The organism is Curvibacter lanceolatus ATCC 14669 (assembly GCF_000381265.1).
Taxonomy (GTDB): Bacteria; Pseudomonadota; Gammaproteobacteria; order Burkholderiales; family Burkholderiaceae_C; genus Curvibacter; species Curvibacter lanceolatus.
Genome location: NZ_KB906253.1, coordinates 647,575 through 661,715 on the forward strand (window position 1 = coordinate 647,575; position 14,141 = coordinate 661,715).

The window sequence follows — 14,141 nt, forward strand, 5'->3', positions numbered from 1 at the left end:
AGCCCTGATTTCGACAACAAGACCAGGAGACACCCATGAACCCCAAGCTTCCTCCTTCAAATCGGCATCGACCCAACCGGCGCCAATGCCTGGCCGGCCTGTCGGCGCTCGGCCTTGCCGGCCTGGCCGGCCAGGGTGTGCCGGCCCGGGCCGCGGAGCGCTTTCCGAGCAAGCCCATCCAGCTCGTGCTGCCGTTTCCGCCCGGGGGCTCGTTCGACCCGGTGTTCCGGTCCCTGGCCGAGGCGGCCTCGCGCGAGCTGGGGCAGCCGGTGGTGCTGATGCACCAGCCCGGCGCGGGCGGCGTGGCGGGCACGGCCAACCTGGCCCGAATTGCCGAGGGCGACGGCTACACCCTGGCGGTGATGCACAACTCGGTCATCCGCGCCCCGCTGGTGCAGCGGGTGAACTGGGACCCAATCAAGGATTTCACTTACCTGGGCGGTTTCTTCGGGCTGGTCACCGGGGTGTGTGTGGCGCGCGATGCGCCCTGGAAGAGCTTCAACGAGTTGATGGCCGACGCCAAGGCCCGCCCCGGCGCCATCAGTTGGGGCAATGTGGGCGCCATCAGCATCAACCGCATCACGGCCGAGCGCATGGCGCGGGGCGCGGGCGCGTCGTTCAACATGGTGTCGTTCAAGGGTGGGGCCGAGGCCTTTCAGGCCCTGATCGGTCGCCACCTCGATGTGTATGCCGACCCAGGCTTCGGCCCCCAGGTGCAGGGCGGGCGCGCGCGCCTGCTGGCGGTGTTTCTGGAGCAGCGCCACAAAAGCTACCCCGACGTGCCCACCCTCAAAGAGCTGGGCTACCCGGTGGCCATCGACTCGCCGGTGGGCCTGGTGGCCCCCAAGCGCCTGCCGCCCGAGGTGCTGCAGCGCCTGCACGAGGCCTTTCGCAAGGCCGCCAGCGACCCGGCCTACCTGAAGCAGCTCGATGCCTTCGACATGCTGCCCCAGCTCACCAGCCCCCTGGAGTACGCCGATTACGCCCGCGCCCAGTTCGAGCGCGATCAGAAAATGCTGGCCGAGATCGGCTTCAAACTGGATTGAGGAACCCATGAGCAACAACAACCCCTTCGACTTTCAGGGCCGGCACGTGTTTGTGGCCGGTGGCTCGTCTGGCATCAACTTCGGCATTGCGCAGGCCTTTGCCGAGGCGGGCGCCCGCATCAGCCTGATCAGCCGCTCGGCCGACAAGGTGGATGCCGCCGTGGCCACCCTGCAGGCCGCCGGTGCCGAGGCTTTTGGGCAGGCCGCTGACGTGCGCCAGCCCGAGGCCGTGGCCGCGGCCCTGGCGGCGGCCGCCGGGCGTTTTGGCCCCATCGACGTGCTGGTGTCGGGGGCGGCCGGCAATTTTCTGGCGCGGGTGCTCGACATGTCGCCCAATGCCTTCAAGACCGTGGTCGACATCGACCTGATGGGCAGCTTTCATGTGGCGCGCCTGGCCCACGAGCACTTGCGCCAGCCTGGCGCCTGCGTGATCCAGATCTCGGCCAGTCAGGCCTTCACACCCACCCCCTACCAGGCCCATGTCTGCGCCGCCAAGGCCGGGGTCGACATGCTGACCCAGGTGCTGGCCATGGAGTGGGGGCCGCAGGGCATCCGCGTCAACTCCATCGTGCCCGGCCCGATCGCCGACACCGAGGGCCTCAAGCGCCTGGCCCCCACTGCCGACACCCTGGCCCAGATGGCCCAGCGTGTGCCCCTGCGTCGCCTGGGCCAGGTGAGCGACATCGCTCGCATGGCCCAATGGCTGGCCAGCGACTGGGGCAGCTTCATCACCGGCGCCATCATCCCGGTCGATGGGGGCCTGTCGCTGAGCGGCCCGCGCGATTTCTCGGCCGCCGCCGAGGCCACGGCGCGGGGGCCCCGTTGATGCATGAAGACAGGGGTGAAGAAAGCGATGAAGAAAGGGCCGACGCCGAGCAGCAGCAATGCCGCCTGCTGCACCAGGCCTTGCGCCAGGCCGCCCGCACCCGCCTCGATGACGAGACCCGGGCGCTGGCCGCGACCGACCTGAGTCTGGTCTTCAGCACCGCATTGGAGGGGCCGCTGCAGACCCGGGCTCAGGTCACGGGCGGGGGCCGTTCGGTGTGCTTTTGCGAGGCCCAGCTGCTGGACAGTGCTCAGCGCACGGTGGCCCGGGCCATGGGGACGTTTCGGTATCAACGGGGTGGGGCGGTGCAACGCTGAGGGGCGGCTGGCTTTGGCCACAATAGAGGCCCCGCGGCCAACCCCTCACAACCATGATTCTTCTGACCGGTGGCACCGGCTTCATCAGCAGCCACACCGCGGTGGCCCTGGCCGAGGCCGGCCTGCCCTGTGTGCTGCTCGACAACCTGGCCAACAGCCCCGAATCCACTCTGCAAGGCCTGGCCCGCATCACGGGCCAGGCCCCTTTATTTGTGCAGGGCGATGTGCGCGATGCGGCCCTGCTCGACAGCTTGTTTGCCCGCTACCCCATTCAGGCCGTGCTGCACGGGGCCAGCCTCAAGGCCGTGGGTGAGGGCCTGGCGCAGCCTGCGCTCTACCACGACAACAACGTGAGCGGCACCGTCACCCTGATCCGCGCCATGGAGCGCGCCGGGGTGCGGCGGCTGGTGTTTTCGTCGTCGTCCACCGTGTACGGCAACCCCACCCTGCAGTGCCTGCCCGAGTCCGCGCCCCTGGTCCCGCTCAACCCCGAGGCCCGCAGCAAGGTGATGGTCGAGCAGATCCTGCACGACGTGGCGGCCAGCCACCCCGATTGGCGTGTGCTCAGCTTGCGCTGCTTCAACCCGGTTGGCGCCCACCCGAGCGGGGCCCTGGGCGAAGCACCCCGCGGCCAGACGCTGAACCTGCTGACCGTGATGGCCCAGGCCACCGCCGGCCAGCGCCCGCCCTTGAGCATCTTCGGCAACGACTACCCCACACCCGACGGCACCGGCGTGCGCGACTACATCCACGTGATGGACCTGGCCCGGGGCCACCTGCTCGCCCTGCAACAGCTGCTGCAGGCGGCGGCGCCGCCAGATGCCCGCCACCGCGTGCTCAACCTGGGGCGCGGCCAGGGCATCTCGGTGCTGCAACTGCTGCAGGCCTTCGAGCAGCACACCGGCTACCGTGTGCCGCACCAGTGGGCGCCACGCCGCGAGGGCGACGCGGCCTGTTGGGTGGCCGATGTGTCGGCAGCGCGCCAGCACCTTGGGTGGCAGGCAGAACTGGGGCTGGCAGAGATGTGCCGGGATGCCTGGCGGTGGCAGGGGAGGGCCTGAGGACCGGCCAAAGTGGTTGTTCCTGTCATAGACCACGCCTTCCCCAGGTGCACCCAGCACCAACCTGCAGCGCGGCCCGCCCCGGCAGCCTGACCTCTGCGCACGCTTCTGGTGAAAATTGTGTGCAATCTCAAAAAAAGATTGTGTACAAAGCTGGCACGGACTGTGCTCCATGTGGGGCATGGACGCATCAAAGACCTCTTCCGGCCCGGTGGCCTCGCGGGCTGCCGGCATTGAACTGATTGCGCTGAGCAAGCGCTATGACGGCGGCAGTGTGGCGGTGAATTCCATCGATCTGCGCATTGCCGAGGGCAGCTACTGTTGTCTGCTGGGCCCTTCGGGCTGTGGCAAGAGCACCACCTTGCGCATGATTGCGGGCCACGAGTCGGTCAGCAGCGGCGACATCCTGATGGGCTCGCGCAACATCACCGATCTGCCGGCAGCGGCGCGGGGCACGGCCATGATGTTCCAGAGCTTTGCGCTGTTTCCGCACCTGACAGCGCTCGACAACGTGGCCTTCAGCCTGAAGATGAAGGGCGTGGCCCGGGCCGAGCGGCAGCGGCAGGCCCAGGCCCTGCTGGAGCGCGTGGCCATGGGCCACCTGGCGCAGCGTCTGCCGGGCGAGCTGTCGGGCGGCCAGCAGCAGCGCGTGGCGCTGGCGCGGGCGCTGATGAACCACCCCAAGGTCTTGTTGCTCGACGAGCCGCTTTCTGCGCTCGACCCCTTTTTGCGCATCCAGATGCGGGCCGAGCTGCGCCGTTGGCAGCAGGAGCTGGGCTTGACCTTCATCCACGTCACCCACTCGCAGGAAGAGGCCATGGCCCTGGCCGACACCATGGTGGTGATGAACCATGGCGTGATTGAGCAAGTGGGCTCCCCGCACCAGATCTACAACCGCCCGGTCAACGAGTTTGTGGCGCGCTTCATGGGCGGGCACAACGTGCTGCGCCTGCAGCAGGGCTTGATGGCGGTGCGCAACGACCACCTGCAACTGGGCACCCCGGCCGAGGCCTGCCCCAGCCTGGGGGGCACGGTGACCGACGTCGAATACCAGGGCACCCATGTGCTGCTCGGGGTGGAGGCGGTCGATCAGCAGGGCGCCACCGGTGTCACCGTGATGGTGCCCGAGGCCCGCTTTGCCGAGCACCCCGTGCAGCTGGGCCAGGCCGTGAGCCTGTGGTGGCAGCCCCAGCAGGCCCATGCCCTGGCGGCCTGAGCCTGGCCCATGCGATTTCTGTCGTCCCCGCGTTAGCCGTTTTCTTTCACTTGTTTCCACTCAACTTCTGGAGCTTTGACCATGTCTGATTCCCAGTTCTCCCCCAAGGCAGATGTGCCCAAGACCGATCTGTCCGAGACCGCTGTGCAACGCCGATCCCTGCTCAAGGGCACGGCGGGCATCCTGGCCGCGGGCGTGTTCCCGGCCGTGCATGCCCAGGACAAGCCTGTGCTGCGCTACCTGGGCACGGCGGTCAACCAGGACAAGGCGATTGCAGAGAAGTTCAAGGCCGACACAGGCATCACCCTGCAGTACGTGGCCGTGACCACCGACGATGTGACCAAGCGCGCCGTCACCGCGCCCAACAGCTTCGATCTGATCGACACCGAGTACTTCTCGCTCAAGAAGATCGTGCCCACCGGCAACCTCAAGGGCATCAGCACCAAGCGTGTGAAGAACGCCGACAAGATCACCTCGCTGTTTACCACCGGCACTGTGGCCGGCAAGCTGGTGGGTGACCAGGGCACCGCGCCCAAGAAGGTGATCTTTCTGGAAGGCGAAAAGAGCAAGGTGTTTGCCAAGGCGCCCACCGAGTGGATGTCGCTGATCCCCACCACCTACAACGCCGACACGCTGGGCATTCGCCCCGACCTGATCAAGCGCCCGATCAGCTCGTGGGCCGAGCTGCTGAACCCCGAGTTCAAGGGCAAGGCGGCCATCCTCAACATCCCCTCCATCGGCATCATGGACGCGGCCATGGTGGTCGAGGCCAAGGGCATCCACAAGTACGCCGACAAGGGCAACATGACCAAGGCCGAGATCGACCTCACGATCAAGACCCTGATCGAGGCCAAGAAGGCCGGCCAGTTCCGCGCCTTGTGGAAGGATTTCAACGAGTCGGTCAACCTGATGGCCTCGGGCGAGGTGGTGATCCAGTCGATGTGGTCGCCCGCCGTGACGGCCGTGCGCGGCAAGGGCATCGACTGCGTGTTCCAGCCGCTCAAGGAGGGCTACCGCGCCTGGGCCTCGGGCTTTGGCCTGCCGGCCACGCTGTCGGGCGCCAAGCTCGATGCCGCCTATGAGTTCATCAACTGGTTCCTCGACGGCTGGGCTGGTGCCTACCTGAACCGCCAGGGCTACTACAGCGCGGTGCTCGAGACCGCCAAGGCCAAGATGGAAGCCTACGAGTGGGCCTACTGGATGGAAGGCAAGGCCGCCGCCCAGGACATCAAGAACCCCCATGGCGAGGTGATCGCCAAGGCGGGCAGCGTGCGCGATGGCGGCAGCTACGAGCAGCGCATGGGCGGCATCGCCTGCTGGAACGCGGTCATGGACGAGAACGAGTACATGGTTCGCAAGTGGAACGAGTTTGTCGCGGCCTGACCCGATGAGCACGGTTGTAGCCCCCACCCAGGCGCCGGCCGGCGCCGTGGCGCGCGGGCTGCCTGCCTGGTGGCAGGCGGCCCCTTTCAGCGCGGTGTTCGCGCTGTTCTTTGTGCTGCCGCTGCTGCTGGTGTTGATGGTCAGCTTCTGGCACTTCAACGAGTACGAGCTGATCCCCGGCTTCACGCTGCACAACTACGCGGCCATCTTCGAGGGCTGCAGCCAGCGCACCGACCAGGGCGACCTGTGCGTCACCCTGAGCACCTACCTCTCCACGCTCAAGTTCTGCGTGCTGGTCTGGGGCATCACCTTGCTGCTGGGTTTTGCGGTGGCGTATTTTCTGGCCTTCCACGTGCCTTCGGCAGGCGTGCAGACCGGCCTGTTCGTTCTGTGCACCGTGCCGTTCTGGACCTCGAACGTGATCCGCATGATCTCCTGGGTGCCGCTGCTGGGCCGCAACGGCCTGGTCAACCAGACCCTGCAGGGCCTGGGGCTGACCCAGGGCCCGTTGGACTGGCTGCTGTACTCGGATTTTTCGGTGGTGCTGGCTTTTGTGCACCTGTACACGCTGTTCATGATCGTGCCCATCTTCAACAGCATGATGCGCATCGACCGCAGCCTGCTGGAGGCCGCCAGCGATGCCGGCGCCTCGGCCTGGCAGACGCTGTGGCACGTGATCGTGCCCTTGTCGCGCACCGGGGTGTTGATCGGCTCGATCTTTGTGATCACCATCGTCATGGGCGACTTTGTCACCATCGGCGTGATGGGCGGGCAGCAGATCGCCTCGGTGGGCAAGATCATCCAGGTCCAGACCTCGTACCTTCAGTTTCCCCTGGCGGCGGCCAATGCCGTGATTTTGCTGGCGGTGGTGTTGATGATCATCTGGGGCCTGACGCGCCTGGTCGACATCCGCCGCGAGCTGTGAGAGGTCCCCCATGTCCCGTTCCATGACCCGGTCCATGATCCGACGACGTGCCCCCGGCTTCTGGCCGCTGGCGCTGGTGTTTGCCCTGTTTGTGGCCTTTTTGTATGGGCCCATGCTCACCATCGTGGTGTTGAGCTTCCAGGGCCCCGAAGGCGGCCTGACCTTTCCGCTGCGCGGGGTCTCGCTGCACTGGTTTGCGCAGCTGGCCCAGGGCCTGGGCACGGTCGACATCGGCGCGGCCTTCATGCGCTCGCTCGGGCTGGGGGCGATGGTGATGGCCTTGACCGTGCTGCTGTCGGTGTTGGCCGGCCTGGCCTTTCGCAAGCGGCTGCGCGGTGGGCAGGTGCTGTTTTTTGTCACCGTGGCCAGCCTGATCATGCCCTCCATCGTGGTGTCGCTGGGCATCGGGCTGCAGTTTCGCCTGTTGGACGACGGCCTCAAGGCCTTGCTGGCCTGGTGCGGTGCCGATGCGCTGCTCGAGGGCTACGGCAGCTCGCTGGGCCTCATGACCTCTGCGCTGGGCGCCCACCTCACCTGGACACTGCCCTTTGGCCTGCTGATCATGTTTGCGGTGTTCAACCGCTTCAACCCGGCTTACGAAGAGGCCGCCCGTGACCTGGGCGCCACCCCGTGGCAGACCTTCCGCCATGTGGTGCTGCCCCTGATCGGCCCCTCGGTGGTGGGCGTGGGCATGTTCGGCTTCACGCTGAGCTGGGACGAAATCGCCCGCACCTCGCAGGCCATTGGCGATGTGAACACCCTGCCGCTGGAGCTGCAGGGCCTGACCGCCACCGTCACCACCCCGGCCATCTACGCCCTGGGCACCGTCACCACCGTGGTGTCGTTTGCCGTGATGGGCCTGGCCGTGGCCGCCGCAGCCTGGATGAAGCGGCGCCGCCGCAAGGAGGTCTGATGACCCGAACCGATGATCTCGCCATGACAAGCCCCGTGTCTGCCCCTGCCTCTGCCTCTGCTTCTGCTTCTGCTTCTGCTTCTGCTTCTGCTTCTGCTTCTGCTTCTGGCCCTGTTCCAAGCCCCGTGCTCCCCCTGAGCGACAGCGAGATGTACGACCGCATCGTGTCGGCGGTGCTGGACCACCACCTGCCACCTGGCACCAAGCTGGTCGAAGACAAGCTGGCCACCGCCTTCGGCGTCTCGCGCACGCGCATCCGGCCGGTGCTGGTGCGCCTGGCCAATGAACAGATCGTCACGCTCACCCCCAACCGCGGCGCCACCATCGCCCAGCCCACCGAGCAGGAGGCGCGCGAGGTGTTCGGGGCGCGCCGGCTGATCGAGCCCATGCTGGTGGAGCTGTTCATCCAGCGCGCCAGCGTGGGCGAGGTGCAGCAGCTGCGCGACAGCATCGAGCAGGAAGAAGCCGCGCGCGCCCAGGGTGACATGCGCCGCGCCATCCGCCTGTCGGGCGACTTTCATCTGCGCATTGCCGAAGGCTCGGGCCACCAGACCCTGGGCCGCATCCTGCGCGAGCTGGTGTCGCGCACCTCGCTGATCCTCATGACCTACAGCGCCCACCACGCCGCCGAGCGTGAAGAGGCCACGGCCTGCGGCTGCCGCGAGCACCGAGCCCTGATCGACGCCATCCGCCTGCGCGACCCGGTCGAGGCGGCCCGCCGCATGCGCGACCACCTGGCCCGGCTGGAGACGCAGCTGCACTTCGGCCCGGCGGAAGCCGCTGCGCCCGATCTGGTGGCCCTGCTGGGCAGCGCCGGGTGAGGTCCATCAAGCCGGTGAAGCCCACGATGCCTACAAAGCGCCTTCTGGTCATCAACCCCAACACCTCTGAATCGGTCAGTGCGCTGTTGCAGCAACACATCGCCCACGCGCTGGCTGACCTTGCGTCGCCGGTCGTGGCACACACCGTGACCGCGCGCTTCGGCGCTCCTTACATTGCCGACGAGGTCAGCTACCAGGTGGCCGGCCATGCGGTGCTCGATGCCTGGGGGGCCGAGCAAGAGCGGGCCGTCACGCCCCCCGACGGCGTGCTGATCGGCTGCTTTGGCGACCCGGGCCTGTGGGCGCTCAGGGAGTGCAGCCCCGTGCCCGCCACCGGCCTGGCCGAGGCCGCCTTCACCGAAGCGGCCCGCCTGGGCCGCTTTGCCGTGGTCACCGGGGGCGAGCGCTGGGGTCCCATGCTGCAACGCCTGGCCCTGCAATTGGGCTTTGCGCCGCAACTGGCCGGGGTGTGGACCGTGGCCCCCAGCGGCGCCGAGATGGCCGCCGACCCGGATGGCGCTCTGCGCGTGCTGGCCCAGGCCTGCCATGAGGCCCAGGCGCGCTGGGCCCCCGATGCGCTGATCATCGGTGGCGCGGGCCTGGCCGGCATGGCCGCCCAGTTGCAGCCGGGCAGTGGCCTGCCCCTGATCGACAGCGTGCAGGCGGGCGTGCGGCAGTTGCTGGGGCACATGGAGCTTGCACCGGCAGCTTGACGGCGGCCTGGGCAGGCGCCGGCTCACACCAGGGGCACGGTCAGTTGCTCGATCACGGCCCGTGTCTGCGGCCGCACGCCGCGCCACCAGGCAAAGGCTTCTGCGGCCTGCTCGGCCTGTTCGGCCAGCATGCCCACGCCATCGCACCACGGACCTGATCGGCACCCTGCCGCGCCAGATCGGCGAAACCCTGGCCCACAGCGGTGGCCTGCAGGTGCTGCCTTGCCCCATCGCCATCCCGGGTTTCACGGTCAAGCAGCACTGGCACGCGCGCTTTCACCAAGACCCGGCCAACCAGTGGCTGCGGGGTGTGTGCGCGGACGTGTTCATGGGGGTGGTGAAAGGGAATTGAGCCGTCGTGTGCAGGGGCGGGCGCTCAGGGGGAGCGGGTCTTGCGCATGGCGACTCAGCCCCCAGTGCGCCGCGTTTGTGAAATCGCAGGGTTGAGTGTATATTTTGTGATACCTATTTATACTTTGGTATCTCATAAAATACATGACGACATCGTCTTTCCAGCTTCAGAGACTTGGCGCCACCTTCAAGGCGATGCGGGTGAACCGTGGGCTCACTCAGGCACGGGCAGGCGAACTGGCGCGTATCCCGCGACTGACGGTGATCCGAATTGAGGCGGGTCGTGAATCCGTGGCAGTGGGCTCTTACGACAAGCTGGCAAGCGCTTTGGGGGCTGAACTGACCTTGGCACCCCGCAGCAGACCCACCCTTGAAGAACTGAGGGATTTCAAGTGAAGCCATCCATGGGTATCAGCACGCCCCAGGGAGAGAGTGGCACGCTGTCGCTCGAAGATCGCGTGTACTTGTTTGGCTATGGCCGGGCCAGGCCTGATGAGGCGGCCGTGAGTCTGACCATGCCTGTGCGATCCCGGCAGTACGAGAGCCAGGCATTGCACCCCGTGTTCCAGATGAACCTGCCCGAGGGCTTCATGCTGGAGGAGTTGCGCAATCGCCTTGCCAAGACGCTGCAACTCGATGACATGGCGCTGCTGGCCATCAGCGGCTCGCAAGCCCCGATTGGCCGCATTCAGGTCGACCCCACGGAGATGACGCGCGGTCTGCTCAAGCGCCCTGAAATTCAGCGCGGGGAAAGCCTCACTGAGATCCTGGAGTGGGACGGCAAAGAGAACATCTTTGCCGAACTTGTCGACAAGTACATCACCCGAGCCGGCATCTCGGGCGTCCAGCCCAAGGTATTGGTTCCTCAAGCCCTGGAGGCTGGTGATGCACAGACCCGAGCGACCTTCCATGCCCCAGACCTGATCGTCAAAAGTGGTCGGCAGGCGTATCCCGGTTTGGCTGCCAATGAATACCTGTGCATGACGATGGCTCGCGAGGCGGGTATGTCCGTTCCCGAGTTCTACCTGTCCAAGAACCGTGAGTTGTTCGTCATGAAGCGTTTCGACAGGACCGCCCAAGGCGAAGCCATGGGCTTTGAGGACATGGCTGTCCTCGGTGGCCTGTCTGCCCGAGAAAAGTACGACAGGAGCTACACCTTCGTCGCCAGGTTGATCGAAAGTTTTGCCTCCCCTGAGCATGTCGCCACGTCACTGCATTCGCTCTTTGACATGGTCGCGCTCTCTTGCATCGTCGGAAATGGCGACGCGCATCTCAAGAATTTCGGCTTGCTGTACGCCGACCCGACCACGGCCGACTGCCAACTCGCACCGGCGTATGACATCGTCAACACCACGGCTTATATTGCCGAAGACGCCTTGGCCCTTGAGCTGCGCGGCCAGCGCTCATTTTTTTCAAGCCGGGATGGCCTTCTCAAATTCGCAAAAGACTGCGACGTTTTAGACCCTGTCGAGCGCATTCAGACGCTGGTATTGACCGCAGAGCAGGTCTTGCGCGAACAAGAGGAGATCACTGCGGCCATTCCTCATGTGGCTCAAGCAATTCAGCTCGGGATCGATGCCTTCTCCAAGACGTTCTTGAGTTGAACCTCAACCATCCGCGTCCAAGTTGCGTCATGGATTGACGATCCTCTTACTGCGCCTTGTCCGCCGTTGTGGTGGCCTCCGGAAAGCGCTGGGCCTGCCCCAGCGCCACCCCTGCCTCGCTCATCGGCGCCCACAAGATCTCGCCCGCCGTCGAATCAGTGACGAACAGCGTGCGGCGGTCCGCCACGCCGTAGGCCACATTGGTCAGCGAGTGGCCTGAGGGGCCGCGCAACACCTCGACCGGCTCGGCCCGGCCGTTGAGCACCCACACATAGGCCAGGCCCGGGTTGGCCACGATCAGGCGGCCGGCCTCGTCCATGGCCAGGCCGTCGGGGCCGCTGGGGCCGTAGGAGGTGAAGAACTGCCCCGCCTTGGCCACCGAGCCGTCGGCCAGCAGGGGCATGCGCCACACGCAGTTGCCGCGGGTGGCGGCCACGAACAGGAAGCGCTCGTCGGGCGAGAGCACGATCCCGTTGGGGCTGGGCACATTCGACAGCAGCAGGTCCAGCCGCCCTTCGGGCGAGAGGCGGTACACCCGGCCGCTGGGGTCGTGCAGGCCGGTCTGGCCCTGGTCGGTGAAGAACAGGTTGCCCCGGCTGTCGAAGCACAGGTCATTCACGCCCTTGAAGCTTTCGGTGTTGCGCCGCGCCAGCAGGGGGCGCAGGCTGCCTCGGGTCACGTCGAGCACCATCAGACCATTCATGTAGTCGGTGATCAGCAACTCGGTGGGGCTCATGAACTTCATGCCGTTGGGCTCGCCCTCCCACTGGGCCACCAGATCCCACTCGCCTTTGGGGTCGATGCGGAACACGCGGCCGAAGGGGATGTCGGTGACATACAGGTTGCCCTGGGCATCGAACACGGGGCCCTCCAGAAACGAGTCGCTGGCGCGGCCGCCCTGGTTGGCATCGCCCCAGACGGTGCGCCGCGTCTGCCGGTACCGGCCGGGCAGGGCGCTGAAGGTGTCCAGGGTGCGGACCGTGGGTGGGTTCAGCAAAAACATGGTGGGGTGTCCTCAGGCGCTGGGAAAGCCGTACAGCACGGCGGGGTTGTCGACCAGTATTCTGTGTCGCAAGCCGGCGTCGGGCGCCCAGGTGGCCAGCAGGTTGAACAGGGTGGTGTCGTCGGGCTTGGCGCCTTCCTTCTTGGTCGGGTGCGGCCAGTCGCTGCCCCACACCATGCGCTCGGGGGCCTGGCGCAGCAGCGCCCGCGCCACCTCGCCCACGTCGGAAAAATCGCTGCGCCGGCTGGGCAGGTAGGCGCCCGACAGCTTGAACCAGGTGCGCCCCCCATCCAGCCAGCGCTGGTACAGGCGCCAGGCCGGGTGATCCAGCCCTGCGGGCTGGGGCAGCTGGCCCATGTGGTCGATCACCAGCGGGCAGGCCAGCTGGCTGAGAGTCGCCTCGTGCGCCTGCAGCAGCGCGGCCGTGCCGTTCACCTGCAGGTGCCAGCCGCGCTCGGCCAGGCGCTTTGACAGAGGCACCATCATGTCGGCGTTGACGCCGACCAGAAAGCTCAGGTTGAAGCGCACGCCGCGCACGCCGGCCTCGTGCAGGGCCTGCAGCTCGGCCTCGCTCACATCGCTGCCGAGTACCGCCACGCCCCGGGACTGGGGGCCGGCCGCGCGCAGGGTGTCGGCCAGCAGGCGGTTGTCGGTGCCGTAGGTGGAGGGCTGCACGATCACATGGCGCTGCAGGCCCAGGCGGCGCTGCAGCAATCGGTAATCGGCCAGGCTGGCGTCGGCCGGCAGCAGGGTGGCACTGGGGTGGGCTGGGTAGCGCCGGTCGTAGATGTGGTGGTGGCAGTCGCAGGCGCCGGCAGGCACCTCGAAGCTTGGCGTGACCTGGCCGGCCGAATGGGGCACGCTCAGGGGCTCAGGCCGCGGCGCACCGGGGCGGGCCGGTGTCTGGGCGCAGGCACCGAGCAGGGCGCCGGCGCCCAGGGTCAGCAGGTGACGACGGTGGGGCGATGCCAGGGGGGCAGTGAACTCATTCATCGTTGATCTTCAGTTGGCGGGCCAGTTGGCTCCAGTGGGCGGTCTCGGCCGCAATCTGGCGGTCGAACTCGTCGCCGCAGGCCAGCACCGGGTCCATGCCCAGTTGCTGCAGCCGGTCGGCCCCGGCACTCGACGTGACAAAGCGGCTGACCTCGGTCTGCAGCTTCTGCAGCACCGGCTCGGGCGTCTGGGCCGGGGCCAGCACGCCATACCAGGCATCGGCCCGGTAGCCCTTGATGCCCGATTCCTCGAAGGTGGGCACCTGGGGCAGGGCGCTCACGCGCTGCGGGCTGGCCACCGCCAAGGCCAGCAGCTTGCCCGACTTGATCGAGGGCAGCACCGATCCCAGCGAGGCGAAAGAGGCCATCACCTGCCCGGCCATCACGTCGGCAATGGCCGGGGCCGCACCCTTGTAGGGCACATGGGTCAGCTGCAGGCCTGCGCGCTGGGCAAAGTCTTCGCCTGCAAAGTGCACCGAGCTGCCCTGGCCTGGCGAGGCGTAGGTGACGCCACGGGGCTGGCTTTTGGCCTTGGCCAGAAAATCAGCCAGCCGGCTGAAGCCCGCTTGCGGCCCCACCACCAGCACGGTGGGCGAGGCCCCGATGCGGCACACGGCCTTGAAGGATTTGACCGGGTCGAACTGGATCTGGCGGCTGTACAGCGCGCTGATCATGGTGTGGTTGGTGGCCGCCATCAACAGGGTATGGCCGTCCTTGGCCTGGGCCACAGCCTGGGCCGCGATGATGGTGTTGGCACCGGGCCGGTTGTCCACGATCACGGGCTGGCCCAGGCTTTTGCCCAGGGGCTCGGCCAGGGCGCGTGCCACGATGTCGGTGGGCCCGCCTGCGGTGAAGCCCACCAGCAGGCGCACCGGCTGGGTGGGCCAGGGGGCGTTGGTCGTGGGCTGTGCCTGCGCCCAGGTGGTGCTCAGCAGGCCGATGCAAAGCAGGGGGAGCTTCTTCATGGGCT

15 protein-coding genes and 1 pseudogene are annotated in these 14,141 nt (G+C 67.0%); 12 read left to right on the forward strand and 4 right to left on the reverse strand.

Annotation, left to right across the window (positions count from 1 at the left end; genetic code table 11):
• Nucleotides 1-35: 35 nt before the first annotated feature.
• The 10 genes from F624_RS0103110 (at nt 36) to F624_RS0103155 (ending at nt 9,221) form a co-directional block, all read left to right on the forward strand.
• Nucleotides 36-1,046, forward strand: a complete 1,011-nt coding sequence (locus F624_RS0103110; RefSeq protein ID WP_019572798.1) for a tripartite tricarboxylate transporter substrate binding protein — start codon at nt 36-38, stop codon at nt 1,044-1,046.
• A 7-nt stretch (nt 1,047-1,053) separates the two neighbouring features.
• A complete protein-coding gene (locus tag F624_RS0103115; protein WP_019572799.1) occupies nt 1,054-1,872 on the forward strand; it encodes an SDR family oxidoreductase in 819 nt (272 codons plus the stop codon).
• Complete coding sequence (locus F624_RS0103120; protein WP_051107280.1) at nt 1,872-2,189, forward strand: hotdog family protein; 318 nt, start codon at nt 1,872-1,874, stop codon at nt 2,187-2,189. Before F624_RS0103115 ends, F624_RS0103120 begins: the two co-directional genes overlap by 1 nt.
• Nucleotides 2,190-2,242: 53 nt before the next feature.
• Complete coding sequence (galE, locus tag F624_RS0103125; protein WP_019572801.1) at nt 2,243-3,250, forward strand: UDP-glucose 4-epimerase GalE; 1,008 nt, start codon at nt 2,243-2,245, stop codon at nt 3,248-3,250.
• Between the two features lie 172 nt (nt 3,251-3,422).
• Entirely contained in the window at nt 3,423-4,466 is a 1,044-nt protein-coding gene (locus F624_RS0103130) for an ABC transporter ATP-binding protein (protein WP_019572802.1), read from the forward strand.
• An 81-nt stretch (nt 4,467-4,547) separates the two neighbouring features.
• A complete protein-coding gene (locus F624_RS0103135) occupies nt 4,548-5,849 on the forward strand; it encodes an ABC transporter substrate-binding protein (protein ID WP_019572803.1) in 1,302 nt (433 codons plus the stop codon).
• Nucleotides 5,850-5,853: 4 nt separating this feature from the next.
• Nucleotides 5,854-6,774 carry an ABC transporter permease gene (locus F624_RS0103140; protein ID WP_019572804.1) on the forward strand — a complete coding sequence of 307 codons (921 nt, stop codon included), beginning with the start codon at nt 5,854-5,856 and terminating at the stop codon, nt 6,772-6,774.
• Between the two features lie 34 nt (nt 6,775-6,808).
• A complete protein-coding gene (locus tag F624_RS0103145; protein WP_019572805.1) occupies nt 6,809-7,687 on the forward strand; it encodes an ABC transporter permease in 879 nt (292 codons plus the stop codon).
• A 149-nt stretch (nt 7,688-7,836) separates the two neighbouring features.
• Nucleotides 7,837-8,508 (forward strand): GntR family transcriptional regulator, encoded by a 672-nt coding sequence (locus F624_RS0103150; protein WP_051107309.1) that lies wholly within the window; start codon nt 7,837-7,839, stop codon nt 8,506-8,508.
• 26 nt (nt 8,509-8,534) lie between these two features.
• Complete coding sequence (locus F624_RS0103155; protein ID WP_019572807.1) at nt 8,535-9,221, forward strand: aspartate/glutamate racemase family protein; 687 nt, start codon at nt 8,535-8,537, stop codon at nt 9,219-9,221.
• Between the two features lie 23 nt (nt 9,222-9,244).
• Here F624_RS0103155 and aroE read toward each other — a convergent pair.
• Nucleotides 9,245-9,364, reverse strand: a pseudogene (aroE, locus tag F624_RS34655) (shikimate dehydrogenase); the annotation flags it as partial.
• Nucleotides 9,365-9,716: 352 nt separating this feature from the next.
• Here aroE and F624_RS33905 point away from each other — a divergent pair.
• Nucleotides 9,717-9,968, forward strand: coding sequence for a helix-turn-helix transcriptional regulator (locus tag F624_RS33905; protein WP_019572810.1), 252 nt, complete (start codon nt 9,717-9,719; stop codon nt 9,966-9,968).
• 8 nt (nt 9,969-9,976) lie between these two features.
• The gene (locus F624_RS0103170) at nt 9,977-11,176 is read left to right on the forward strand and encodes a type II toxin-antitoxin system HipA family toxin (RefSeq protein WP_019572811.1); all 1,200 of its coding nucleotides are present in this window, start codon (nt 9,977-9,979) and stop codon (nt 11,174-11,176) included.
• Between the two features lie 46 nt (nt 11,177-11,222).
• Here the strand turns inward: F624_RS0103170 and F624_RS0103175 are convergent, their stop codons facing one another.
• Genes F624_RS0103175 through F624_RS0103185 form a run of 3 tightly spaced genes read right to left on the reverse strand, consistent with a single transcriptional unit; the run spans nt 11,223 to nt 14,136 of the window.
• Nucleotides 11,223-12,179, reverse strand: coding sequence for an SMP-30/gluconolactonase/LRE family protein (locus F624_RS0103175; RefSeq protein ID WP_019572812.1), 957 nt, complete (start codon nt 12,177-12,179; stop codon nt 11,223-11,225).
• A gap of 12 nt (nt 12,180-12,191) precedes the next feature.
• Complete coding sequence (locus F624_RS0103180; protein WP_019572813.1) at nt 12,192-13,172, reverse strand: amidohydrolase family protein; 981 nt, start codon at nt 13,170-13,172, stop codon at nt 12,192-12,194.
• Nucleotides 13,165-14,136 (reverse strand): Bug family tripartite tricarboxylate transporter substrate binding protein, encoded by a 972-nt coding sequence (locus tag F624_RS0103185; protein ID WP_157443285.1) that lies wholly within the window; start codon nt 14,134-14,136, stop codon nt 13,165-13,167. Before F624_RS0103185 ends, F624_RS0103180 begins: the two co-directional genes overlap by 8 nt.
• Nucleotides 14,137-14,141: the final 5 nt, after the last annotated feature.

Excerpts from the sequence above, each read along its gene's own strand:
- F624_RS0103110 (WP_019572798.1), top strand. The coding sequence starts at position 36 with ATGAACCCCAAGCTTCCTCCTTCAAATCGGCATCGACCCAACCGGCGC.
- F624_RS0103115 (WP_019572799.1), top strand. The coding sequence starts at position 1,054 with ATGAGCAACAACAACCCCTTCGACTTTCAGGGCCGGCACGTGTTTGTG.
- F624_RS0103120 (WP_051107280.1), top strand. The coding sequence starts at position 1,872 with ATGCATGAAGACAGGGGTGAAGAAAGCGATGAAGAAAGGGCCGACGCC.
- galE (WP_019572801.1), top strand. The coding sequence starts at position 2,243 with ATGATTCTTCTGACCGGTGGCACCGGCTTCATCAGCAGCCACACCGCG.
- F624_RS0103130 (WP_019572802.1), top strand. The coding sequence starts at position 3,423 with ATGTGGGGCATGGACGCATCAAAGACCTCTTCCGGCCCGGTGGCCTCG.
- F624_RS0103135 (WP_019572803.1), top strand. The coding sequence starts at position 4,548 with ATGTCTGATTCCCAGTTCTCCCCCAAGGCAGATGTGCCCAAGACCGAT.
- F624_RS0103140 (WP_019572804.1), top strand. The coding sequence starts at position 5,854 with ATGAGCACGGTTGTAGCCCCCACCCAGGCGCCGGCCGGCGCCGTGGCG.
- F624_RS0103145 (WP_019572805.1), top strand. The coding sequence starts at position 6,809 with ATGATCCGACGACGTGCCCCCGGCTTCTGGCCGCTGGCGCTGGTGTTT.
- F624_RS0103150 (WP_051107309.1), top strand. The coding sequence starts at position 7,837 with ATGTACGACCGCATCGTGTCGGCGGTGCTGGACCACCACCTGCCACCT.
- F624_RS0103155 (WP_019572807.1), top strand. The coding sequence starts at position 8,535 with ATGCCTACAAAGCGCCTTCTGGTCATCAACCCCAACACCTCTGAATCG.
- F624_RS33905 (WP_019572810.1), top strand. The coding sequence starts at position 9,717 with ATGACGACATCGTCTTTCCAGCTTCAGAGACTTGGCGCCACCTTCAAG.
- F624_RS0103170 (WP_019572811.1), top strand. The coding sequence starts at position 9,977 with ATGGGTATCAGCACGCCCCAGGGAGAGAGTGGCACGCTGTCGCTCGAA.
- F624_RS0103175 (WP_019572812.1), bottom strand. The coding sequence starts at position 12,179 with ATGTTTTTGCTGAACCCACCCACGGTCCGCACCCTGGACACCTTCAGC.
- F624_RS0103180 (WP_019572813.1), bottom strand. The coding sequence starts at position 13,172 with ATGAATGAGTTCACTGCCCCCCTGGCATCGCCCCACCGTCGTCACCTG.
- F624_RS0103185 (WP_157443285.1), bottom strand. The coding sequence starts at position 14,136 with ATGAAGAAGCTCCCCCTGCTTTGCATCGGCCTGCTGAGCACCACCTGG.